The sequence below is a fragment of the Jiangella ureilytica genome, assembly GCF_004348545.1.
Lineage (GTDB): Bacteria > Actinomycetota > Actinomycetes > Jiangellales > Jiangellaceae > Jiangella > Jiangella ureilytica.
The window spans coordinates 1-22,857 of the sequence record NZ_SMKL01000089.1 but is presented as its reverse complement, the minus strand read 5'-3'; the positions used below and the strand labels follow the sequence as shown (position 1 = coordinate 22,857).

Sequence of the window (22,857 nt, the reverse complement as noted above, 5' to 3'; positions counted from 1 at the left end):
GCCTCCGCCGCCGGAGCCGCCCCCGCCGCCGGAGTTCTGGTTCTCCTCGGCCTCCTGCTCGGCCTGCTCCTGCTGCGCCTCGATGGCGGCGATCTCGGCCTCGATCTGGTCCCGCTCGGCCGTCCACTGGGCGGCCTGGGCCTGGTCGTCGGCCTGGGCGGCGACGGCGGCCGCGCGGGCGCCGTCACGCGTGGCGATGAGCTGGTCGACCTGCGCCTTCGCGGCCGCGGCGGCGTCGCTGGCGGCCTGCGCCGCGTCGCGGGCGGCCTGGGCCTCCTGCTCGCGCCGCTCGGTCTCCTGCAGCGCGGCCGCCGCCTGCTGGCGCGCCACCTCGGCCGCGGCTTCGAGGTCCTCGAGCACGACGCGCTCGTTCGCCAGCTCGGCGCGGTCGTCCTTGAGGTCGGACATGATGCTGTTCTCGGCGGTCAGCACCGACGTCGAGGCCGCGGCGCGCGCGGCCAGCTCGTCCATGGTGTCGGCCTGCATGAGGATGGTGAGGCTGGCGAGGTCGGCACCGACGCCGCGGGTGTAGGCATCGACGGCGACCTGGCTGATCGAGGCGCGCTTGCCGTCGATGCGCACGGTGACATCGTCGATCTTGACGATCTGGTCGGCGACCTTCTGCTCGGCCTCGGCCAGCTCGTCAGCAGCGGCCTGGTCGGCGGCGCGCGCGGCGACGACCTCGCCGCGGGCGACCTCGAGCTGCTGCTCGGCGGCGGCGAGGCCCTGCTGGGCGGTGGCGAGGCCGGCCTGCGCGGCCGGCAGCTGCGCCGTCGCCGCCTGGAAGGCCTGGGTGGCGTCGGCGAGAGCCTGGGTGGAGTGGGCCAGCTCGTCCTGGGCGCGCGAGAGGCCCTGCTGGGCCTCCTTGAGCCGCTGCTCGGCGTCGGACGTGGCGACCGCCTGGGTCAGTCCGGTGCAGAGCAGGCCGAGGGTGACGACGAGCACGGTGACGCGCCGCACCCATGCAGTCCCACTAGTCACAGCCTTCACAGCGGCCCCCTTCGTACCACTCGTGCATGACCGTAACATCAATCACTCTGGCCGCGAAGGATGCTCCTGGAACTACATTGCTGTCATTCGCGCAGGCGAGCGGGGCAAGAAGCCCAAAACGGGTCAAGTGCGCCAGTCGTCCACTCGGTGATCACGGAGGAATCGGGCTTCCGGGCCCCGGGGAACACCGAGTTCCCATGATCACCAAGGATCGGCCGTGCGCGAGGGGGTCGGATCCTTGATGATCATGGGGAGCGCCCATGACGCCAAGCCGTCGTCCTTCGACGGGAGGACCGGTGCTAGACGCGCAGGTACCGGCGCAAGGTGATGAACGACGCCAGCATCGAGACCGCCACGCCGGCGATGAGCAGCCACGGCGTCGCCGACCACACGTCGGCGCCGTCGACCCAGGTCGTGAACTGCAGGTTCGGTGCGATGAACCGGCCGACGACGAGCTCGACCCCGGCGAAGAGCGCGGCGATGCCCAGCAGCGACCCCAGGAGGCCGGCGATGGCGGCCTCGAGGATGAACGGCAGCTGGATGTAGAAGTTCGACGCTCCGACCAGCCGCATGATGCCGGTCTCGCGGCGGCGGTTGAACGCGGCCAGCCGGATGGTGTTGGCGATGAGCAGCACGGCGGCGATGATCTGGATGACCGTGATGGCGAACGCCGCGAGCTGGAAGCCGGAGAGGGTGCGGAACAGCGGTTCGAGCAGCTGGCGCTGGTCGGTGACCTCCTGCACGCCGGGCAGGCCCGACACGGCCGAGACGACGCCGTCGTACTCCTCGGGGTCCTGCAAGGCGACACGGAACGACTCCGGCAGCTGGTCGGGCGTGATGATGCCGCCGATGTCGGAGTCGTCGAACTGCTCGCTGAACCGCTGGAACGCCTGCTCCTGGTTCTCGTAGAACACCTCGTCGACCTCGGGGTGCGACTCGAGCGTCTGCCGGATGGAGTCGCGCTGCGCGTCGGTGACGGCGCCGTCGGCACATCCGGCCCCCGTCGAGAACGCGTTGCACATGAACACCGAGATCTCGATGCGGTCGTACCAGTAGCCCTTGGTGGTGTCGGCCTGCGAGCGGACCAGCAGTCCGGCACCCAGCATGGCGATGGAGATCGCGACGACGATGACCAGCGCGATGGTCATCGTCAGGTTGCGGCGCAGGCCGGTGGCGATCTCGGACAGGACGTACTGGAAGCGCATGGTTTCTTCCGGGTCGAGGGGTACGGGGTGAGGGCGGCGTCAGCGCGTGTAGCCGTAGACGCCGCGCGACTGGTCGCGGACCAGCTTGCCGTGCTCGAGCTCGATGACGCGCTTGCGCATCTGGTCGACGATGGACTGGTCGTGGGTGGCCATGACCACGGTGGTGCCCGTGCGGTTGATGCGGTCGAGCAGCTTCATGATGCCGACGCTGGTGCCGGGGTCGAGGTTTCCGGTCGGCTCGTCGGCCAGCAGGATCAGCGGCCGGTTGACGAACGCGCGGGCCACGGCGACCCGCTGCTGCTCGCCACCGGAGAGCTGGTCGGGCATGCGGTCCTCCTTGCCGTCGAGCCCCACGAGCTCGAGGACGGCGGGGACGTCGCGGTTGATCTGGCGGCGCGGCTTGCCGATGACCTGCAGTGCGAACGCGATGTTCTCGAACACCGTCTTGTTGGGCAGCAGCCGGAAGTCCTGGAACACCGTGCCGATGCGGCGGCGCAGGTGCGGGACCTTCCAGTTGGACAGCCGGTGCAGATCCTTGCCGGCGACGCGGATGCGCCCGGCCGTCGGCTTCTCCTCGCGCAGCGTGAGGCGCAGGAACGTGGACTTGCCGGACCCGGACGGCCCGACGAGGAAGACGAACTCGCCCTTCTCGATCTCGAGGGACAGGCTGTCCAGCGCTGCCTGGTTCTGCGTCGGATACAGCTTGCTGACGTTGTCGAAAAGGATCACGATGCCTCGCCGATGTGGATGTGAGACGCTCCCGCGATGGCCCTGACCGCCTGAAGCTCGTCTGTGAGTGTACGTCCGGTGGTCACCGCACGCTGGGAGAACCAACGCGGCGTGGCGCCGCGAAGGTTCCCGTGCCCTTGCCGTTCTCTCACTGCGACTCGGCCTGCTCCTGCTGCTTGCGCCAACGGATCCCGGCCTCGAGGAAGTCGTCGATCTGCCCGTCGAACACCGTGGTCGGGTTGCCGACCTCGTGCTCGGTGCGCAGGTCCTTCACCATCTGGTAGGGGTGCAGGACGTAGGAGCGCATCTGGTCGCCCCACGACGCCTTGACGTCGCCGGCCATCTCCTTCTTCTGCGCCTGCTCCTGCTCGCGCTGCAGCAGCAGCAGCCGCGACTGCAGCACGCGCATGGCGGCGGCGCGGTTCTGGATCTGCGACTTCTCGTTCTGCATCGACACCACCAGACCGGTGGGCAGGTGGGTGATGCGGACGGCGGAGTCGGTGGTGTTGACGCTCTGCCCGCCGGGACCGGACGACCGGAACACGTCGATGCGGATGTCGGTCTCGGGGATGTCGATGTGGTCGGTGGTCTCGATCAGCGGGATGACCTCGACCGCCGCGAACGACGTCTGCCGGCGGCCCTGGTTGTCGAACGGGGAGATGCGGACCAGCCGGTGCGTACCGGCCTCGACCGACAGCGTGCCGTACGCGAACGGCGCCTTGACCTCGAACGTCGCGGACTTGAGGCCGGCCTCTTCGGCGTAGGAGGTGTCGAGGACCTCGGTCTTGTAGCCGTGCCGCTCGGCCCAGCGCAGGTACATGCGCAGCAGCATCTCGGCGAAGTCGGCGGCGTCGACGCCGCCGGCGCCGGACCGGATGGTGACGACGGCCTCGCGCTCGTCGTACTCGCCGGACAGCAGCGTGCGGATCTCGAGGTCGGACAGCACCCGCCGGACGTCGTCGATCTCGCGCTCGGCCTCGGCCAAAGCGTCGGCGTCGTCCTCGTCGCGGCTCAGCTCGACCATGACCGGGAGGTCGTCGATGCGCGAGCGCAGCTCGGTGACCTTGCGCAGCTCGGCCTGCAGATACGACAGCTGGCTCGTGACCTGCTGCGCCTGCTCGACGTCGTCCCACAGGTCCGGTGCGGCCGCGTGGGCCTCGAGGTCGGTGATGCGCTCGCGCATCTTGTCCGGCTCGAGGACCTTCTCGATACTGGCCAGGGTCTGCGAGAGTTCCGAGATCTCGGCGTCTACGTCACGTGCTGCCACGTCGCACAAGGGTACGCGCTCTGCCGCCCGGCACCCGAATGACCGCTCCCGACGGCGTCAGCTCACCCGTCGCGGGGGCGGGGCTCGGGCAGGCCGGCGACCTTGGCGACCATGCGGATGCTGGACTCGAAGACGGCATCGCGCAGGACGTCGGGCATCCAGTCGAGGTGGCCGTAGGCGTCGAGGCTGGTGAAGCCGTGCATGCTGGCCCAGCAGTGCAGCATCGCCTGGAAGGTCTCGGGCGGGACCGGCGGGCCGTCGATGGGCGACTCCATCTTGCCCGCATGGTGCTCGGCCAGCAGCCCGGCGATGGTGCCGTCGTCGCTGAGCATCGGAGGGCGCAGGACGCCGGCCTGGGATGCTTCGTAGAACAGCGACTTGAGCTGCGCCATCGCGCGGCGCGCCGCTTCGGTCGTCGGGCCCTCCTCGGGCGCGTGGTAGCCCGGGACCGGGAGGCCCAGGATCAGCGCGAAGCGCTCGGGCTCCTCCCTCGCCCATCGCCGGTACGAGTGCGCGACCGCGGTGAACCGGCCGCCGGGGTCGTCGAGCGGGACCTGATCGCGGGCATCGGCGACGGCGCGGCCGAGGTCGTCGTAGGCGTCGACGATGAGGGCGGTGAGCAGCTCGTCGCGGTCGGCGAAGTAACGGTACAGCGCCGGCGCCGTCATGCCCATGAGCCGGGCGATGTCGGAGAACCGGAAGTCGGTGGTGCCATGCTCGCGCATGAGGCCCAGCGCGGTCTGTTTGATCTCCTCGATGGTCGCGGCACGGGCGCGTTCGCGGCGCGACGGCGGCCGCTCGGGCTGGTCGCCGGAGTGGTCGACGGAGTGGTCGCCGGGCTGGTCGCCGGGCTCCGGGGTGCCGGGCTCCGGGGTCAGGTCCCCCATCTCGCGCCACCTCCTCGCAGCCGCACGCCGGATCGCAATGCGTGAAGCATCGTCACAGACGTGAACCCTCTTGACAAGTTTCGCTGCCTCGTGTTTGTTATGAAGCATAACAGTTCTAACGCTACGTCACGTAACGCTCGAGGGGCAGAACCCATGACCCAGTCCATGACCGACGACGAGCGGCCGGCTGCCGCTCCCCCACGACCTGGCGTCCTCGGCCGGCTGGCCGGCGTCTCCTACCGCCGCCGCGGCCGCGTGGTCGCCGCCTGGGTGGTCGCCATCGCGGCCGCCTTCGGGCTGTCGGCGGCCTTCGCCGGCGAGTTCACCGCCGACTACTCCGCACCCGGCTCTGACTCGCGGCAGGCGCAGGACCTGCTCGAGGAGCGCTTCCCCGCGCAGTCCGGCGACACCATCGACGTGGTCGTCCAGGCCGAGGGTGGCGTCGCCGACCCCGAGGTCCAAGCCGACGTCACCGCGCTGCTCGACGAGCTGCGCACCCAGCCGCACGTCGTCGCCGTCGACGACCCGTACACCGCGCCGGGCGGCATCTCCCAGAACGGCGACATCCTCGTCGCGACCGTCAACCTCGACGTCGTCCTGCCCGACGACATGCCGGTCGAGGAGACCGAGGAACTGCTGGCCCTGGCCGACGCGGCCGAGCGGCCGGGCCTCGAGATCGCGCTCGGCGGGCAGACCGTCGCGCTGGCCGAGCAGGGCGAGATCGGCTCCGAGGCCATCGGCATGGCCGCCGCCGCGGTGATCCTGCTCATCACGTTCGGCTCGGTCGTCGCTGCCGGGCTGCCGCTGATCGTCGCGGTCGCGGGGCTCGCGCTCAGCGGCGCGCTCACCGGCGTCGTCGCCGCCCTCGTCGACGTGCCGGACTGGTCGACGGCGCTGGCCACGATGATGGGCATCGCGCTCGGCATCGACTACGTCCTGCTCATGGTCACGCGGTTCCGCGAGTGGCGGGCCGCCGGGCTCGACCCGGAGCGGGCCACCGTCGCGACCCTGGACACCGCCGGCCGCGCGGTCATGGTGGCCGGCAGCACCGTCATGGTGAGCATGCTCGGCCTGTTCGCCATGGGCCTGACGTTCATGCAGGGCGCCGCGCTGGTCACCATCGTCGCCGTCCTGGTGGTCATGGCGGCCGCCGCGACGCTGTTCCCCGCGCTGCTCGGGTTCTGGGGCGGCTGGGTCGACCGGCTGCGGGTCCCGCTCGGCCGCCGGGGCAAGCCGACGGTGCAGCTGGCCGCGGGCGGGCACGTCGAGCCGTCGCGGGCCTGGCTGCGCTGGGGCACGCTGGTCGATCGGCACAGCGTCATCGCGACGGTGGTCGGCGTCGGCCTGCTGCTGGCCCTCGCCGCGCCGTTCCTGGGCGTCCGCTTCGGCTTCCCCGACGCCGGCAACAACCTCGAGGACCGGTCGTCACGGCAGGCCTACGACCTGCTGTCCGACGGCTTCGGCCCGGGCGCCAACGGCCCGCTGCTGCTGGTTGCCGACCTCGACGACGCCAGCGACCAGGCCGCGCTGCCGGCGCTCACCGAGGCCGTCACCGCGACTCCGGGCGTCGCCGCCGCCATGCCCGCCGTCGTCAACGAGGCCGGCGACGCCGCGCTCATGACCGTCCTTCCGTCGACCGGCCCGCAGGACGGCGCCACCGAGGACCTGGTGCATCTGCTGCGCGACGACGTCCTTCCGGGCGCCGGCGTCGAGGTGCACGTCGGCGGCGTGACGGCCACGTCGATCGACTCCACCGCGAACACGGCCGAACGGCTGCCACTGCTGATCGGCGGCGTCGTGATCCTCTCGATGATCCTGCTGCTGGTGTCGTTCCGCAGCATCGTCATCCCGATCACCGCGGCGCTGATGAACCTGCTCTCCGTCGCCGCCGCGTACGGTGTGGTCGCGCTGGTGCTCGAGGGCGGCTGGGCCGGGCAGCTGGTCGGCATCGATACCGAGACGCCGATGCCGGCGTTCATCCCGGTGCTGGTGTTCGCCGTGCTCTTCGGCCTGTCGATGGACTACGAGGTGTTCCTCATCAGCCGCATGCGTGAGGCGTGGACCCGGACCGGCGACAACGCCCGGGCGATCGTCGAGGGCCTGGCCGGCACCGGCCGCGTCATCACCGCGGCGGCGGCGATCATGGTGGCGGTGTTCGCGGCGTTCATCCCGAGCTCCGAGGTGTTCCTCAAGGTCATCGGCGTCGGCATGGCCGCGGCGATCCTCGTCGACGCCACCGTCGTGCGGATGCTGCTGGTGCCCGCCGTCATGCACCTGCTCGGCCGGGCGAACTGGTGGCTGCCGTCCTGGCTCGATCGCCGGCTGCCCCAGCTGTACGTCGAGGGCCGGCCGGAGATCTACCTGCCCGACGGCGCCGGCGGCAGCCGCGGCCCCGAGGGCGCGGGCGAACCGGAGCTCACCGCGGCCAGGTAGCGCCGGTCCCTCGGTGGTTGGCGGTTCGGTGGCGCTCTGACCCCACCCGACCGCCAACCATCGCCGTCGTCGCGAGCACACGTCGCCGGCGCAAGCGGGGCCGCACGAACCCCACCAGGGCTCACCAGGCGGAGGGGCGGTGGATGCGGAGCCGGCGTCGAAGTGGCCGCGCTTGCTCGACGCCACGGTTGGTCGCAGAGCCGGCGCGGCATCCACCGCCCCTCCACCGGAACCCCTATGTGGCGTCAGTACGGAGCAACCCGCGGACGGCGCGCAGGCCGACCGACAGCCGGGCGAGGTCGAAGCTGTCGCCCTCGACGATCTCGCGGAGCATGTCCTGCGCCCGCGCCACCACGACCTCGTCCTGCGCGGCCCAGGCCTCGACCCGGTCCTGCGGCGACGACTCCTCGTCGGTGAGCCGGATGACCTGCGCCGTCAGCGACGCCTGCACCGCGTGCAGGTCGTCGCGCAGAGCGGCGCGGGCCATGGTCTGCCAGCGGTCGCGCCGCGGCAGCGAGATGATCCGCTCGAGCAGCCGGCCCAGCTCGAGGAACGCACCGAGGGTGAAGTGCACCCGGGCGACCCCGAGCAGGTCGGTGCCGGTGGCCAGCGAGTTCTCGACCATGCCGAGCCCGGCGTAGGCGGGCGGCAGGACGGCGACCCGGACCGCCAGCGGCTCCGGGACGCCCTCACCCGTCAGCGTTTCGAGCCGCTCGTGGAAGAGGTCGCGCTCGCGCCCCACCAGCACGTCGGGCAGCGCCACCAGCAGCCGGGCGATGGGCTCCTCGAAGAACCCGATCTGCCAGGCGATGTCGATCGGCGGGCGGCGGTTGACGGTGAGCCAGCGGGTGGCCCGCTCGGTGATGGTCCGGCCCTCGAGCCGCATGCGGGTCTGCACGTCGAACGCGACGACGTTGTCGAGCTCCTTCACCGCGGCCATGAGCTCGGGGATCTGGAACACGACGCCGCCGACGGTGTGCGCGCGGGCGAGGTCCTCGACGGTGCCGCCGGTCTCCATGCCCAGGCGGTACGCGAACGTCGTGCCGGCGGTGTTCACCAGCTCGTTGACCACGACGTTGGTGATGATCTCGCGGCGCAGCGGGTGCTCGTCGATGACGTCGCCGTAGCGGTCGCGCAGCGCGCTCGGGAAGTAGGCGTGCAGCGCGGCGCCGAGGTAGGGGTCGTCGGGCATGCCGCCGGCCAGCAGCTCCTCGTACATGAGGTTCTTGGTGTAGGCGAGCAGGACGGACAGCTCCGGGCCGGTGAGACCCTTGCCGGCGTTCATGCGCTCGGCCAGCTGGCGGTCGGTGGGCAGCGCCTCGAGGTTGCGGTCGAGCTTGCCCTGGCTCTCGAGCTTGGCCAGGAACGAGCGGTGCACGTGCGCCAGGTTGGACGCCTGGAAGGTGGCGTTGGCCAGGGCGATGTTCTGGCCGTAGTTGTGGGCGAGGACGAGGTCGGAGATCTCGTCGGTCATCTGGGCCAGCAGGTCGTTGCGCTGCTTCTCGGTGAGATCGCCGGCCCGCACGACGCCGTCGAGCAGGATCTTGATGTTGACCTCGTGGTCGGAGGTGTCGACGCCGGCGGAGTTGTCGATGGCGTCGGTGTTGACCTTGCCGCCGGCCAGCGCGAACTCGACCCGGCCGCGCTGGGTCAGGCCGAGGTTGCCGCCCTCGCCGACGACCAGCGCCCGCAGGTCGCTCGCGTCGACGCGGATGGCGTCGTTGGCCTTGTCGCCGACCTCGGCGTGCGACTCCGTGGACGCCTTGACGTAGGTGCCGATGCCGCCGTTCCACAGCAGGTCGACGGGTGCGGCGAGGATGGCGTGCATGAGCTCGGGCGGCGTCATGGCCTCGACCGCCGACTCGATGCCCAGCACCGCCTTGACCTGCGACGACAGCGGGATCGTCTTGGCCGTCCGCGGGAACACGCCGCCGCCGTCGCTGATCAGCTTGGGCTCGTAGTCGTTCCAGCTGGAGCGCGGCAGGTCGAACAGGCGACGGCGTTCGGCGTAGGACTGCGCGGGGTCGGGATCGGGGTCGAGGAAGACGTGCCGGTGGTCGAACGCCGCCACCAGCCGGATGTGCTCGGACAGCAGCATGCCGTTGCCGAACACGTCGCCGGACATGTCGCCGACGCCGACGACGGTGAAGTCCTCGGTCTGGGTGTCGCGGCCGAGCTGGCGGAAGTGCCGCTTCACCGACTCCCAGGCGCCGCGGGCGGTGATGCCCATGGCCTTGTGGTCGTAGCCGGCCGACCCGCCGGAGGCGAAGGCGTCGCCGAGCCAGAAGCCGTACTCCTTGGACACCTCGTTGGCGATGTCGGAGAACGCGGCCGTGCCCTTGTCGGCCGCGACCACCAGGTAGGGATCGTCGCCGTCGTGCCGCACCACCCGCGGCGGCGGGACGACGCTGCGGTCGGCCGCGCGGTTGTCGGTGATGTCGAGCATGGCCCGGATGAACGTCTTGTAGCACTCGACGCCCTCGGCCAGCCAGGCCTCGCGGTCGACGGCGGGATCGGGCAGCCGCTTGCCGACGAAGCCGCCCTTGGCGCCGACCGGCACGATGACGGAGTTCTTCACCGCCTGGGCCTTGACCAGGCCCAGGATCTCGGTGCGGAAGTCCTCGCGGCGGTCGGACCAGCGCAGGCCACCCCGCGCGACGGCGCCGAAGCGCAGGTGAACGCCTTCGACCCGGGGCGAGTAGACCCAGATCTCGTACCTGGGCTTCGGATCGGGCAGCTCCGGCAGCGAGCGGGAGTCGAGCTTGAAGCTGGTGACCGTCTGCGGGCCGGCGACGGTGCTGCGGTAGTAGCTGGTCCGCAGCGTGGCGTTCACCAGCCGCAGGAACGAGCGGAGGATGCGGTCCTGGTCGAGGCTGGCGACCTGGTCGAGCGCCTCCTCGATGCGCACGGTCAGCTGCTTCGCCGCGTCGGCGCGGGCGGCGGGGTCGTCGGCGTGGCGCTCGGGGTCGAAGCGGATCTCGAACAGGTCGACCAGCATGCGGGAGACCTCGACGTGCCCGGACAGCGCCTCCTCGAGGTAGTCCTGGCTGAACGTGGTGCCGGCCTGGCGCAGGTACTTGGCGTAGGCGCGCAGGATGGACGCCTGCCGCCACGACAGCCCGGCCTGCGGCACCAGCGCGTTGAAGCCGTCGCTCTCGGCGTCGCCTCGCCAGACGGCGGCGAACGCGTCCTGGAACAGCACCTTGAGGCGGTCGGCGTCGGTGGCGCGCAGCCCGCGGTAGCGCAGGCCGAAGTCGTAGATGTACGCCCTCGACTCGCCCTCGGCCCCGCGCCGGACGATCTCGTACGGACGCTCGTCGACCACCTCGACGCCCATGCGCGACAGGATGGGCAGCACCTGGGTCAGCGAGATGGGCGTGCCGGTGCGATAGATCTTGAACCGGCGGTCGGTGGCCGGCCCGCCGACCGGCTGGTAGAGGTTCATGCCCAGGCCGTCGACGGCCGGCAGCTCCTCGAGGCGCCGGACGTCGGCCACCGCCGTGCGCGCCGGGAAGTCGGCCTTGTAGCCCTCGGGGAAGCCCTGGCGGTAGCGGCGCAGCAGCTTCGCCGCGCCCTCTTCGCCGACCTGCTCGGCCAGCGCGTCGGACAGCTCATCGCCCCACGACCGGGTGGCGCCGACCAGCTGCTTCTCCAGCGACGGGATGTCGATGGCGGGCAGCTCCCGGTCGCGCTTCATGCGGATGACGAAGTGCAGCCGGGCCAGCACCGACTCGCCGACACGCGCCGTGAAGTCGATGGAGTCGCCCTCGGTGGCGGCCAGCAGGATGCGCTGGATGCGCTCGCGGACCTCGGTGTTGTACCGGTCGCGCGGCAGATACACCAGGATCGACAGGTAGCGGCCGTAGTCGTCGCGGCGGATGAACATCCGCAGGTGCCGGCGCTCTTGCAGGTGCACCACGGCCAGCGCGGTGGGCAGCAGCTCCTCGACCGGGATCTGGAACAGCTCGTCGCGCGGGTAGGTCTCGAGCACCTGCAGCAGGTCCTTGCCGGAGTGTCCCGACGGGGCGAACCCGGCCTGCTCGATGACCTCGTGGACCTTGCGCCGCAGCACCGGGATGCGCAGCACGCTCTCGGTGTAGGCGGCCGACGTGAACAGGCCCAGGAAGCGTCGCTCGCCGACGACCTCGCCGGCCGCGTCGAACGTCTTGACGCCGACGTAGTCGAGGTAGGCCGGGCGGTGCACCGTCGCCTTCGAGTTGGCCTTGGTCAGGACCAGCAGCCGTTTCTCGCGCGCCTTGGCCCGCACCTCGCGCGGCAGCTTGCCGAACGAGCCGGACAGGTCCTGGTCCGACCGCAGGACGCCCAGGCCGGTGCCGGTGACCGCGCGCAGCACGTCCTCGCCGTCGACCTGGTCGAGCTGGTACTCGCGGTAGCCGAGGAACGTGAAGTGGTCGTCGGCGAGCCAGCGCAGCAGCTCGCGGGCCTCGTCGGCCTCGGGATCCTTGATCGACGACGGCACCTGCTCGAGCTCGTCGGCGATGTCGATGGCGCGCTGGCGCATGCGCGGCCAGTCCTCGATCGCCTCGCGGACGTCGCGGAGCACGTCGCGCAGCAGCTGCTCGATGGCGGCCTGGTCGTCGGGGTCGTCGGTGCGGTCGATCTCGACGTGCATCCACGACTCGACGATGGTGCCGGAGTCGCGACGCGGGTCGTTCTCGTTGAGGTCGAGCACCTCGATCAGCTGGCCGGTGATGTCGCGGCGGACCACCAGTTGCGGGTGCACGACGAGGCGGATGGCGTGGTCGTGCTCGGCCAGCGCCATGGTGACGGAGTCGACCAGGAACGGCATGTCGTCGATGACGACCTCGACGATGGTGTGCCCGGACGCCCAGCCGTGCTCGTCGATGGTGGGGGTGTAGACGTTGACGACGGCGGTGCCCTGCGGCCGCGACTGCGCGGAGCGGCGGTGCGAGGCCGCGACCCCGTAGACGTCGACGACGTCGCGGTCGACCAGGTCCTCGGCGGCGACGTGCCGGTAGTACCGGCGGAGGAAGGCCTCGTCCTCGTCGCGGCTCCCCCGGTCGCCGACCACCGCGGCCTTCGCGATGAGCTCGGACTTCGCCTCGTCGAGCCGATTGCGCATCTTCCCTCAACCCCCGGAACGTGACTCCGCACGTCGTTGTACGGAACCTCTCAGACATTAGTAGCTCGCCGCCGCGCCCGCTCGCGGGGACCCCTTCCATGATCATCCGAACCGGCGCGGCGCGGGGGTCAAAGCCACGAACGCAGTTCCCAGAGCAACGGATAGAACCGGAGGTCGAGCCGGCTGCGCAGGTACGAGGCGCCGGACGAGCCTCCAGTGCCCGTCTTCGTCCCGATCATGCGCTCGACCATGGTGACGTGCCGCGCGCGCCAGCCGGCGCTGAGCTCGTCGTGCGTCATCAGCGCCTCGGCCAGCTCCCAGACGTCGCCGTAGCCGCCGCGGTCGTGGGCGGCGATGCGCAGCGACGCACTGATGTCGGCGTCGGTGCCGGCCGGGAGGTCGTGGGTGCGCAGGACGGCGACGAAGGCGTCCCAGAGCGTGGGCTCCTCGAGACGGCGCAGCAGCCGTTCCTCCTCCGCCTCCGTCAGCGCGCGGAACCGGCGCAGGAAGGCCGCGTCCTTCGCGCCGGAGACGAACTCCAGCTCGCGGAACTGCACCGACTGGAAGCCGCTCGCGGGCGCCAGCCGGGCCCGGAACTGCAGGAAGTCCTGCGGCGTCATCGTCTCGAGGACGCCGACCTGCTCGATCAGGATCCGCTCGATCTCGTGCACCCGGTTCAGCAGGTGCCGGGCCCACCACAGGCGGTCGTCGAACATCGCCTGCCGTGCGGCCTCGAGCTCGTGCAGCAACTGCTTGAACCACAGCTCGTAGACCTGGTGGATCGTGATGAACAGCAGCTCGTCGTGAGCATCGGTCTCGAGGCGCTGCTGGTCGAGCAGCTCCGCGAGACGCAGATAGGTGCCGTACGTGAGCCGGGCACCGTCCTCGCCGAAGTGGGCGGATGGAGGGCTGATCTCGTGGTCGGGTGTCACCTCGCCAGCGTATGGGTCAGGATGTGGAGCCATGGACCTGTACAGCGAGCTGCGTTTCGACGCCGACCCCGCGACGGTGTTCGCGATGCTGACCGACGAGGCCTACATCGCGAAGAAGACCACCGCGGCGAAGGCCCTGCGCCACGAGATCACCGTCCGCCGCGACGGCGACCGCGTCACCATCGACCTGCTGCGCGTCATGCCGCCGGACGTGCCGGACTTCGTGCGCCGGTTCGTCGGCGACACCATCGACATCCGGCAGAAGGACGTATGGCAGCCGGCGAACGGCGACGGCTCGCGTGACGGCAGCATCGCGCTGGACCTGTCCGGGGCGCCGGTCAAGGCCACCGGCAGCATGCGGCTGGCGGCGAACGGCTCGGCGACCGTGCTGACCATCAAGGCCCTGCTCAAGGCGTCGGTGCCCCTGGTGGGCGGCAAGATCGAGCAGGCCGTGCACCAGGGACTCACCGAGGCGGCGAAGATCGAGGAGCGGGTCGGCCGCGACTGGCTGGCCGGGAAGCGCTGACGGTCACCTGCGGCCGGCGACGGCGTCAGCTTGCGTGGCGGTGACGGCGTCAGCCTGCGTGGCGGCGACGGCGTCGGCCTGCGGCGGCGTGCCGCGGAGCCGGGGCGGCCTCGGCCCCGCGGCGTGGGCGGCGGACGTCCGTCGCGGCGCACGCATGCGGCGCACGCCGCGCTGCGCCGCGACGGTCACCCGAGTCGACCTCTCGGGTGACCACTCGGTTGCCGGCACCTACGCCGTAGAGACCCATCCCGCGGCGAAACCCTCACCGCCGCACGGGAACGTCTCTTCAACGACCCGGCACGCCGCCGTCGAGGGCGCGGAGCGAGACATTGCGCTCGGCGGCGCCGGCGCGCCGTCCGGGCTGCCGCGGGGCCGGGGCCTCGGCGGCCGGCGCGGGCGTGGCGTCGGCGGACTCGCGCTCGAGCAGCGCCTCGGCCAGCTCGGCCGGGCCCGTGACGGCCATGGCCAGCGCGCGGCCGAGGTCGTCGCGGTCGAGCGGCTCCTCGGCGGTGCGGCGCAGGCGGTCGGAGAGGTCGATGACCTTGTCGGCGGTGCCCAGGGTGGCGCGGGCAGCCATGAGGTGCCCCCGCTGCAGCGGCCGGCCGGCGATCATCAGGGCCAGCGCCTCGGCGGTGTCGCTCCAGTCGGAGGCCGGCGCCTGCTCGCCGATGAGGCCCGCCACACCGGCCATGACGCGGTCGGAGGCGGCGACGAGGCGCTCAGCGGTCTCGCTGTCGCTGTCGAGGGAAGCCAGCCGCAGTGCTACCGCGGTGACCAGTGCGCCGTCCGCCGGGCTTCGGCGGGGCTGGGACAGCAGCCGCACGGCTCGTGCGACGTACGGCCTGGTCGACAGCCGGTCATCCATCACGCTTGACACCTCGTGTTCTCGTCTCTCGGCTCAACCCTGGTGCGGGTACTCGTGCCACCGTAGAAGATTCTGCACCCAACCCGCCTTGTCATTCGTCCCACTGGCCCGACTTCCGCCGAATGGCTGCCTCGGGGCGACGCTCCGGTGGGTTCGTCCCCGGAGTAGAAGCTACCGGCAGCGAAGCGTAGCGCCTCTGTGGTAGTTGCGACAGTCAGCCTGCGTCGGCCCAGGACCGGCCGTGGGCGAGGGCGGCGGCCGACGTGCGCAGCGAGGTCTCGAGGACGTCGAGCCGGCGGCCGGTGTCCATGACGTTGGCGCCGATGGCGGCGAGGTCCTCGGGCCCGGGTCCGAGGATGGTGACCTCGGTGCCCTGGGCCCGCAGCTTCTCGGCCTCGCGCAGGCAGCGCCGGGTGCAGCGGCGGCGCCAGCGCCGCTCGAGCCGGGGCAGGATGGCCCGCGGATGGTCGAGCTCGAACGAGACCATGGGCGCGACGACGTAGACCTCGTCGAGCCCGAGCCCGTTCAGCAGGTCGACCGACGTGGCCGAGCAGGTGCCGCCGTCGACGTAGCGGTGCCCGCCCACGACGACGGGTGCGAACCAGCCGGGGATGGCGCACGACGCCATGACGGCCTGCGGCAGCGACACCTGCGGCTCACCCGCCCGGCCGAACGGGACCCGCCGGCCGGTCTCGTAGTCCATGGCGACGATCCAGACGCCGGAGTGTGGCGACCAGCCGGCGTTCGGCCCGGTGACGGCGTCGACGAGCTCGCCGATGCCGTCGAGCGAGCCGCGCCCGACCGGCATCAGCGCCGACAGCACGGCGGACGGCGGCATGCGGCGCAGCCGGCGGACGTTGCGGCGCACCATGGCCGGAGAGCCGACACCGAAACGGGGCAGCTGCGGGCGCGACCCGCCGGTGGCGGTGTCGTAGTCCCAGACGTGGTCGGCGAGCGGCCCGTCGATGACGCGACCCTGTTGATGGTCGCGCAGCCGGCCGGCGTCGAGACCGGCGCCGAGCAGGGCCGCGAGCACCGCGCCCGCGGAGGTGCCCAGGATGTGGTCGAAGGACCGGAGGTCGGCGCCCGTCGACTCCTCGATGGCACTGAGCGCACCGACCATCCACGCCGCGCCCAGGACACCACCGCCGCCGAGCACCAGGCCCCGCCGCGGTCCCCCACCATGACGAATGGCCTCCATCTATCGATTCTGCTGTAACAATCCGGTTCGTGCCACGCATCGATGCGTGGCTGTGACCGTGGCGTGGTTGCCCGATCGTTGGCCCGGACCGTCGTCCGGGGTGGTCCGGAGGTTGCCCGAGTTGCCCTGACGGCGCCGGACCTGCCCGACCGCGCCGGACCATTGACCGCTGCGGCGACTGCCGGTTTCGATCCTGGTGACCCCGAATCGTCCGCGGACAGGAGCCCTCGATGACCACCACGCAGGCGCCGCCCGAGCCGACCGTCAGCCGGGCGCGCCGGCTGCCGCTCCCGGTCACCGAGCCGCCCTTCGACGACGAGCTCGGCATCGCGCCCGGCACGCGGCGCGAGCGCGAGCGGCCCGGTCAGGGGCTGCTTCCGCTCGGCCTCGGGCCCGAGGCCGGGTTCGGTCGGGCGCCGGTCCCGGTGGTCCTCGGCGACCAGGTCGTCGCCGACAGCCTCTGGCTGCGCCACGCCGGCCCCGAGCCGCCGAGCACGGGCCCGGACGTCGCAGCCGCATCGGCTGCGGTGGCGAAGGTCCGGGTGCGACGGCGGACGCCCGCGCCCCCGCCTGGGCCCGGCCACGCCGAGGCGACGGGCCCGGCCGTGCCTCCGCACAGCGGGGACGGGCTGCCGGAGCCCCGGCGCTGGATCGCCAGGCTGGCGCAGTCGGCGCTCGAGTGCCTGCACGGGCGCCGCTCGCTCCAGCAGCTGACCCGCTGGACCGACGAGCCGGTCTACCGGGCGCTGGCCCGCCGCGCCGCCGAGCAGGAGGGCACGCCGGGCGAGCGGCCGCGCATCCGCGCCCTGCGGGTCTGCCGGGTCACGGCCACGGTCGCCGAGGCGAGCGTGGTGGTGCAGCTGGGCCGGGCGACGCGGGCCGTGGCCGTTCGCCTGCAGGCCGACGACGGCCGGTGGCTGTGCACCGCCTTCGACATCGTCGACCCCGGCCCCCCGCCTCGCGGCGGCCGCCGTCAGCGCGCCGCCCACGCCTCCTCGAACGCCACCGCGTAGGCCGCCTGCCCGTTCACCGTCGGGTGGAAGGAGTCGCGCACGAACTCCGACGCGACCTCCCACCGCTGCTCGGCCGTGGCCGTCGTCGCCGACGTCGGTTCGGTCCCGGCGGCCCACGAGATCTTCAGGCCGTACAGCCAGTCGCCGGGATCGTTGGCGCACGCCTCGTGCCCGTCGAAGACCGCGGCCACCTCGTCAGAGGCCGACTCGACCCCGGCCTCGGCCGCCGCGGCGTCGATGACGTCGTTGAGCAGCACGCCGAGGCGGCGGATCATCAGCCGCTCCGAGTTCGACAGCAGGCCGGTCAGCGCGGAGCAGTCGCTGCGCACCGCGGGGTCGGGGACGAGCATCGGGTAGCCGCCGACGATGACCTCGTCGCCCGGCGCGGCCGCCTGGACGGAGTCGTAGAGCTGGACCAGCGGCTGGTGCAGGCTCGAGATCAGCACCGTCAGCTCGGCCTCGCGGCGCGTGCACGAGAGGAACGAGACGAGGCAGTTGACCAGCTCGTCGGCGAAGCCGGCGTCGTTCCCGCCGACCGTGACGGTGATGAGGCGATCGCCCGCGCCGGGAATGCCGGCCAGCTGCCGCACCTGCTGGGACACCTCGGCGATCGCCGCGCCCGAGCAGGCGAGCAGCGTCCGGTCGGTGACCGAGCTGCCGAAGATCAGGTTGTTCCAGGCCTGCGGCGTGCGGTCGCAGTCGTCGAGGTAGCCGCCCGCGCCCAGACCGGACGAGTACGAGTCGCCGAGGGTGATCACGGCCGACGGCGCGTCGGCGGCCGCCCGCTCCGGCGCCGCGGGCGAGGCCGGGGCCGCCGTCGCGTTCGCTGCCGCTCCGAGTGCCGCACCCACCAGCAGGACGGCCGCCACGCAGAGCGTGACGGCCGTTCGGGTGAGCGAGCGAGAACCTTCGCGAGGGCTGGCGTGAGGGCTGGCTTGGGTACTGGTCGAGGTATGCGTCATGTGCGGTGCGCGGCCGGATCGCGGCCGCTCCTCCCATCCGCCGTCCGGGGAATGTGACACCCGATATCACCGGGCGTCAACAAGGACGATAGCGGACGGATGCCATATGCGGGACAGCTTCCGGCGAACAGAAGGCGACGGGTGTCCGACGGCGCCGCAGCGCCGTCGGACACCCGTCGTCGGACGAGCGAAGGAGATCAGCCGGCCGGCTGCTCCGAGCTCTGCGAGGCGTGCCGCGGGTCGCCGTGGCAGCGCTTGAACTTCTTGCCCGAGCCGCACGGGCAGAGGGCGTTGCGCGACACGTTGCTGAAGTCGAGGTCGCCCTCGTCGGCCCCCGCCGCGTGCGAGCCGCGCTCGCCGTTGGCGCCGGACGCGACGACCGCGCCGCCCGTGGCCGCGCCGCCCGTGGCCGCACGGGCCGCCGCCGGGCGCACCTGCTCGACCCGCCGCTGCACCGCGCCGTCGCCGTCGACCGTGGGCGCGGTGTACTGCAGCTGCTGCGGCCGCTGGGCGCCGCCGAGGCCCTTGGCCTGCACCACCGGGGCGCCGGGAGCGGTGGGTGCCGCGGCTGCGTCGCCCGGGGCCTGCACCTGGACCTCGAGGTTGAAGACCAGGCCGACCGACTCCTCCTTGATGGCGTCCATCATGGCGACGAACAGGTCGAAGCCCTCGCGCTGGTACTCGACCAGCGGCTGCTTCTGGGCGAACGCCCGCAGGCCGATGCCCTCGCGCAGGTAGTCCATCTCGTAGAGGTGCTCGCGCCACTTGCGGTCGAGGACGGTCAGCAGGACGCGGCGCTCGAGCTCGCGCATGACGTCGACGCCGAGGCTCTCTTCGCGGCGGGCGAGCGCCGCGTGCGCGTCCTCGACCAGCCGCTCGGTGAGCCCGGCGGCGGTCAGCGCGTTGCGGCCGCCGGCCTCTTGCTCGACCTCTTCGACGGTGACGCCGACCGGGTACAGCGTCTTGAGCGCCGTCCACAGCTGGTCGAGGTCCCAGTGCTCGGGGTAGTTGCCGGCGGTGGCGCCCTGGACGTAGGCCGTGACGGCGTCGTCGAGCATGCCGGTGACCTGCTCGTGCAGGTCTTCGCCGTGCAGCACCCGGGCGCGCTCGTCGTAGATGACCATGCGCTGGCGGTTGAGGACGTCGTCGTACTTGAGGACGTCCTTGCGCATCTCGAAGTTCTGCGCCTCGCGCTGCGTCTGGGCGCTCCTGACGGCGTTGCTGACACGCTTGTGCGAGATGGGGACGTCGTCGGGTTGGTTGAACGTCCGCATGATCATCTCGACCCACTCGCTCTTGAACAACCGCATGAGGTCGTCCTGGAGCGAGAGATAGAAGCGCGACTCACCGGGGTCGCCCTGACGGCCGGAGCGGCCGCGCAGCTGGTTGTCGATGCGGCGGGACTCGTGCCGCTCGGTGCCGAGGACGTAGAGCCCGCCCAGCGCGCGGACCTCTTCGCGCTCGGCCGAGACCTGCGCGTCGAGCTTCTCGAGGATCGCGATCTCGGCCGCGTTGTACTCGTCGGCGTCCTCGATGGGGTCGAGCCCGCGCTGCTTGAGCTCGGCCTGCGCCATGAACTCGTGGTTGCCGCCGAGCATGATGTCGGTACCGCGGCCGGCCATGTTGGTGGCGACGGTGACGGCGCCCTTGCGGCCGGCCTGCGCGACGATGGCGGCCTCGCGCTCGTGCTGCTTGGCGTTGAGGACCTCGTGCGGGACGCCGCGCTTGCGCAGCAGCTGCGACAGCCGCTCGGACTTCTCGACGCTGGTGGTGCCGACGAGGACCGGCTGGCCCTTCCGGTGCCGCTCGACGAGATCCTCGACGACGGCGTTGAACTTGGCCTCTTCGGTGCGGTAGATCTCGTCGTCCTCGTCGAGGCGCGCCAGCGGGCGGTTCGGCGGGATCGGAACGACGCCGAGGCCGTAGATCTTGTCGAACTCGCCGGCCTCGGTCATGGCCGTACCGGTCATGCCGGAGAGCTTGTCGTAGAGGCGGAAGAAGTTCTGCAGGGTGATGGTCGCCAGGGTCTGGTTCTCCTGCTTGATCTCCACCCCTTCCTTCGCCTCGATGGCCTGGTGCATGCCCTCGTTGTAGCGGCGCCCGCCGAGGATGCGGCCGGTGTGCTCGTCGACGATGAGCACCTCGCCGTCCTTGACGACGTACTCCTTGTCGCGCCGGTACAGCTCCTTGGCCTTGATGGAGTTGTTGAGGAACTGGATCAGCGGGGTGTTGGCGCTCTCGTAGAGGTTGTCGATGCCCAGCCAGTCCTCGACCCGCTCGATGCCGGGCTCGAGCACGCCCACCGTGCGCTTCTTCTCGTCGACCTCGTAGTCGGTGTCGCGGCGCAGGCGCTGCGCGATCTTCGAGAACTCGGTGTACCAGCGCGTCGGCTGGTCGGCCGGGCCGGAGATGATGAGCGGCGTGCGGGCCTCGTCGATGAGGATGGAGTCGACCTCGTCGACGATGGCGAAGTGGTGGCCGCGCTGCACCTGGTCCTCGACTCGCTGCGCCATGTTGTCGCGCAGGTAGTCGAAGCCGAACTCGTTGTTGGTGCCGTACGTGATGTCGGCGGCGTAGGCCTCGCGGCGCTGGGCCGGCGTGAGCCCGTTGAGGATGACCCCCACCTCGAGCCCGAGGAAGCGGTGGATGCGGCCCATCCACTCGGCGTGGTACCGGGCGAGGTAGTCGTTGACGGTGACGACGTGCACACCGTTGCCGGTCAGCGCGTTGAGGTACGACGGCAGCGTGGCGACGAGCGTCTTGCCCTCACCGGTCTTCATCTCGGCGATGTTGCCGAGGTGCAGCGCCGTGCCGCCCATGATCTGGACGTCGTAGGGCCGCTGCCCGATGACGCGCTTCGCCGCCTCGCGCACCGTCGCGAACGCCTCGGGCAGGAGATCGTCGACCTGTTCGCCGTCGGCCAGCCGCTTGCGGAACTCGTCGGTCATGCCGCGCAGGTCCTCGTCGGACATCGAGACGAAGTCGTCCTCGATGCTGTTGACCTGTTTGACGATGGCCTCGAGACGCTTGAAGATCTTGCCCTCACCGGCACGCAGGATCTTGTCGAGCAGAACAGGCACGCGGGTCAACTCCTATGCAGCGGGCTTGGGCGGCAGTGCACGCCCGGTGGCTCCGTGAGGTACAGAGGCTCCGATGACCCATGGTACGTCGGGTCACGGAAAAGATAACGACTCGACCTCGGCGCGCGGCAGCGGGCAGGATGCTGGACGTGCAACCGTTCGAGCTCCGAGGCGACCGCCTGCTGCTCGCGGCGCCCGTGGCCTCTGACATCGACCGCATCGCCGAGCTCTGCCAGGACCCCGAGATCCAGCGCTGGACCACGGTGCCGTCGCCCTACACCCACGAGCACGCCAAGGCCTTCGTCGAGGACGTCGTGCGCACCGGCTGGGAGACCGAGAAGGACCTGACTTGGGCCATCCGCTCGCCCGAGGACCGCCTCGTCCTAGGCATGATCGGCCTGAGCTCGCGCGGCGACGGCGCCGCCGAGATCGGGTTCTGGCTCGCTCCGCAGGCGCGCGGACGGCGACTGGTGTCGCGGGCGGTCCGGCTGGTGGCCGAGTACGCGTTCGCCGACGTCGGCCCCGGGCTGACGCACCTGCGGTGGCACGCCGCCGTCGGCAACTGGGCGTCGCGGCGGGTGGCGTGGGCCTGCGGGTTCCGCATGGAGGGCAAGATCCGCGGCGGCATCGCGCAGCGCGGCGTGCGGCGCGACACCTGGGTGGCCACGCTGACGGCCGGCGAGCCGATGCGGCCGGTGTCGCCCTGGCTCGACGTGCCGACATTGCGCGGCTCGCGGGTCGTCCTGCGCCGGTTCCACGAGTCCGACGCCGCCGCCGTCGTCGAGGCCTGCAACGACCCCGTGACCCAGCACTGGCTCGGCGGGCTGCCGTCGCCGTACACGCACGAGATCGCCCGGACCTACATCCGCGATCGCGAGGAGGAGGCGGCCGCGGCCCGGGGCGTCCACTGGGCGGCGGCGCTGCCCGAGGGCGGACCCGCGGTGGGGTCGTTCTCGCTCATGGGGCTGCAGTCGCACGACGGTGGCGGCGAGATCGGCTACTGGGTGCACCCGTCGGCGCGCGGGCGTGGCGTGGCGACGGAGGCGGTGGGGCTCATGGTCCGGCACGCCTTCGCGGCGCCGTCGGCCGGCGGGCTGGGACTGCGGCGCCTGATCATCGCGCACGTCACCGGCAACGAGGCGTCGCGGAGGGTGATCGAGCGGGCCGGGTTCCGGCCGTACGGCGTCGAGCGGGCCGCCGAGCGGATCCGCGGCGGCGTGGTGCTCGACCTGCACTGGTACGACCTGCTCTCCGACGACCTTCGGCGCTGACCGTCGGCCGGGGTGATGAGGTGGGCTCCCCCGTCCCCCTGCTGCCCATTCTCTTAGCCGCGCGCACACGCCTCAAGCGGACCATTGCGGCGCTGCGCGCCGGTGGGGGTCCGCTTGACCCGTGCACCCGCGGCCTAAGAACGGGCAGCTATCAGGGGGACGGGGAGACCCTGGGCACGCCTCGCCGTTCACGTGCCCGTTTCGCCCGGTTCGCCGGGCCGTGGACAGCGATGATCATCAAAGATCGCGTACATCACGAGGTTCTCTCCCGCATCACCAGGCATGCACGCCTCGTGAAGCGGCAGAAGTCCTCGTGATGGCCCCACGAACACCGGGAAATCCCACATCGCGGACACCACACCGGCCCGCCGACCCCGCACCCGTCGCCAGAC

The 22,857-nt window shown here is 71.5% G+C and carries 16 protein-coding genes and 2 pseudogenes; 4 read left to right on the top strand and 14 right to left on the bottom strand.

Annotated elements, in window-relative coordinates:
* From E1212_RS26100 to E1212_RS26080, 5 genes and pseudogenes are all read right to left on the bottom strand, one after another.
* Nucleotides 1-960 (bottom strand): annotated as a pseudogene (locus E1212_RS26100) (hypothetical protein); the annotation flags it as partial.
* 329 nt (nt 961-1,289) lie between these two features.
* Nucleotides 1,290-2,195, bottom strand: a complete 906-nt coding sequence (ftsX, locus tag E1212_RS26095; protein WP_131987950.1) for a permease-like cell division protein FtsX — start codon at nt 2,193-2,195, stop codon at nt 1,290-1,292.
* Between the two features lie 39 nt (nt 2,196-2,234).
* Nucleotides 2,235-2,924, bottom strand: a complete 690-nt coding sequence (gene ftsE, locus E1212_RS26090; protein ID WP_131987948.1) for a cell division ATP-binding protein FtsE — start codon at nt 2,922-2,924, stop codon at nt 2,235-2,237.
* Between the two features lie 148 nt (nt 2,925-3,072).
* Nucleotides 3,073-4,191, bottom strand: a complete 1,119-nt coding sequence (gene prfB / locus E1212_RS26085) for a peptide chain release factor 2 (RefSeq protein ID WP_131987946.1) — start codon at nt 4,189-4,191, stop codon at nt 3,073-3,075.
* A gap of 62 nt (nt 4,192-4,253) precedes the next feature.
* Nucleotides 4,254-5,078 carry a TetR/AcrR family transcriptional regulator gene (locus tag E1212_RS26080; protein ID WP_162605632.1) on the bottom strand — a complete coding sequence of 275 codons (825 nt, stop codon included), beginning with the start codon at nt 5,076-5,078 and terminating at the stop codon, nt 4,254-4,256.
* 153 nt (nt 5,079-5,231) lie between these two features.
* On the opposite strand from E1212_RS26080, the gene E1212_RS26075 reads away from it, so the two are divergent.
* Nucleotides 5,232-7,511 carry an MMPL family transporter gene (locus tag E1212_RS26075; protein ID WP_131987942.1) on the top strand — a complete coding sequence of 760 codons (2,280 nt, stop codon included), beginning with the start codon at nt 5,232-5,234 and terminating at the stop codon, nt 7,509-7,511.
* 235 nt (nt 7,512-7,746) lie between these two features.
* Here the strand turns inward: E1212_RS26075 and E1212_RS26070 are convergent, their stop codons facing one another.
* Nucleotides 7,747-12,615 carry an NAD-glutamate dehydrogenase gene (locus E1212_RS26070; RefSeq protein ID WP_131987941.1) on the bottom strand — a complete coding sequence of 1,623 codons (4,869 nt, stop codon included), beginning with the start codon at nt 12,613-12,615 and terminating at the stop codon, nt 7,747-7,749.
* 128 nt (nt 12,616-12,743) lie between these two features.
* Nucleotides 12,744-13,547, bottom strand: a complete 804-nt coding sequence (locus tag E1212_RS26065) for a tryptophan 2,3-dioxygenase (protein WP_203417232.1) — start codon at nt 13,545-13,547, stop codon at nt 12,744-12,746.
* 31 nt (nt 13,548-13,578) lie between these two features.
* Here E1212_RS26065 and E1212_RS26060 point away from each other — a divergent pair, with 31 nt between their 5' ends.
* Nucleotides 13,579-14,073, top strand: a complete 495-nt coding sequence (locus tag E1212_RS26060) for a DUF2505 domain-containing protein (RefSeq protein WP_131987937.1) — start codon at nt 13,579-13,581, stop codon at nt 14,071-14,073.
* Nucleotides 14,074-14,076: 3 nt separating this feature from the next.
* On the opposite strand, the gene E1212_RS26055 is transcribed toward E1212_RS26060, so the two are convergent.
* The 4 genes and pseudogenes from E1212_RS26055 to E1212_RS26045 all read right to left on the bottom strand — a co-directional run bounded on the left by E1212_RS26055 (nt 14,077) and on the right by E1212_RS26045 (nt 16,139).
* Nucleotides 14,077-14,262: a hypothetical protein gene (locus E1212_RS26055; RefSeq protein WP_131987935.1), complete on the bottom strand. Its 186-nt coding sequence runs from the start codon at nt 14,260-14,262 to the stop codon at nt 14,077-14,079.
* Between the two features lie 97 nt (nt 14,263-14,359).
* Complete coding sequence (locus tag E1212_RS26050) at nt 14,360-14,941, bottom strand: hypothetical protein (protein WP_131987933.1); 582 nt, start codon at nt 14,939-14,941, stop codon at nt 14,360-14,362.
* Between the two features lie 30 nt (nt 14,942-14,971).
* A pseudogene (locus E1212_RS31240) lies at nt 14,972-15,174 on the bottom strand (L-glutamate gamma-semialdehyde dehydrogenase); the annotation flags it as partial.
* A complete protein-coding gene (locus tag E1212_RS26045) occupies nt 15,153-16,139 on the bottom strand; it encodes a patatin-like phospholipase family protein (protein ID WP_131987931.1) in 987 nt (328 codons plus the stop codon). The gene E1212_RS26045 and the pseudogene E1212_RS31240, both read right to left, overlap by 22 nt.
* A 230-nt stretch (nt 16,140-16,369) precedes the next feature.
* Here E1212_RS26045 and E1212_RS26040 point away from each other — a divergent pair, with 230 nt between their 5' ends.
* Nucleotides 16,370-17,152 (top strand): Rv3235 family protein, encoded by a 783-nt coding sequence (locus tag E1212_RS26040; protein ID WP_131987929.1) that lies wholly within the window; start codon nt 16,370-16,372, stop codon nt 17,150-17,152.
* On the opposite strand, the gene E1212_RS26035 is transcribed toward E1212_RS26040, so the two are convergent.
* Both E1212_RS26035 and secA read right to left on the bottom strand, forming a co-directional pair.
* A complete protein-coding gene (locus E1212_RS26035) occupies nt 17,113-18,021 on the bottom strand; it encodes an SGNH/GDSL hydrolase family protein (RefSeq protein WP_131987927.1) in 909 nt (302 codons plus the stop codon). The two genes, E1212_RS26040 and E1212_RS26035, sit on opposite strands and share 40 nt — an antisense overlap.
* Nucleotides 18,022-18,311: 290 nt before the next feature.
* Complete coding sequence (gene secA / locus E1212_RS26030; RefSeq protein WP_131987925.1) at nt 18,312-21,194, bottom strand: preprotein translocase subunit SecA; 2,883 nt, start codon at nt 21,192-21,194, stop codon at nt 18,312-18,314.
* 149 nt (nt 21,195-21,343) lie between these two features.
* Here secA and E1212_RS26025 point away from each other — a divergent pair, with 149 nt between their 5' ends.
* Nucleotides 21,344-22,465, top strand: coding sequence for a GNAT family N-acetyltransferase (locus E1212_RS26025; RefSeq protein WP_203417231.1), 1,122 nt, complete (start codon nt 21,344-21,346; stop codon nt 22,463-22,465).
* A gap of 188 nt (nt 22,466-22,653) precedes the next feature.
* Here E1212_RS26025 and E1212_RS30160 read toward each other — a convergent pair.
* A partial coding sequence (locus E1212_RS30160; protein ID WP_203417230.1) for a hypothetical protein occupies nt 22,654-22,857 on the bottom strand: 204 nt, incomplete at its 5' end.

Bases quoted from the DNA above. Each gene is read 5' to 3' on its own strand.
- ftsX (WP_131987950.1), bottom strand. From the start codon at position 2,195: ATGCGCTTCCAGTACGTCCTGTCCGAGATCGCCACCGGCCTGCGCCGC.
- E1212_RS26080 (WP_162605632.1), bottom strand. From the start codon at position 5,078: ATGGGGGACCTGACCCCGGAGCCCGGCACCCCGGAGCCCGGCGACCAG.
- E1212_RS26075 (WP_131987942.1), top strand. From the start codon at position 5,232: ATGACCCAGTCCATGACCGACGACGAGCGGCCGGCTGCCGCTCCCCCA.
- E1212_RS26070 (WP_131987941.1), bottom strand. From the start codon at position 12,615: ATGCGCAATCGGCTCGACGAGGCGAAGTCCGAGCTCATCGCGAAGGCC.
- E1212_RS26060 (WP_131987937.1), top strand. From the start codon at position 13,579: ATGGACCTGTACAGCGAGCTGCGTTTCGACGCCGACCCCGCGACGGTG.
- E1212_RS26045 (WP_131987931.1), bottom strand. From the start codon at position 16,139: ATGGAGGCCATTCGTCATGGTGGGGGACCGCGGCGGGGCCTGGTGCTC.
- E1212_RS26040 (WP_131987929.1), top strand. From the start codon at position 16,370: ATGACCACCACGCAGGCGCCGCCCGAGCCGACCGTCAGCCGGGCGCGC.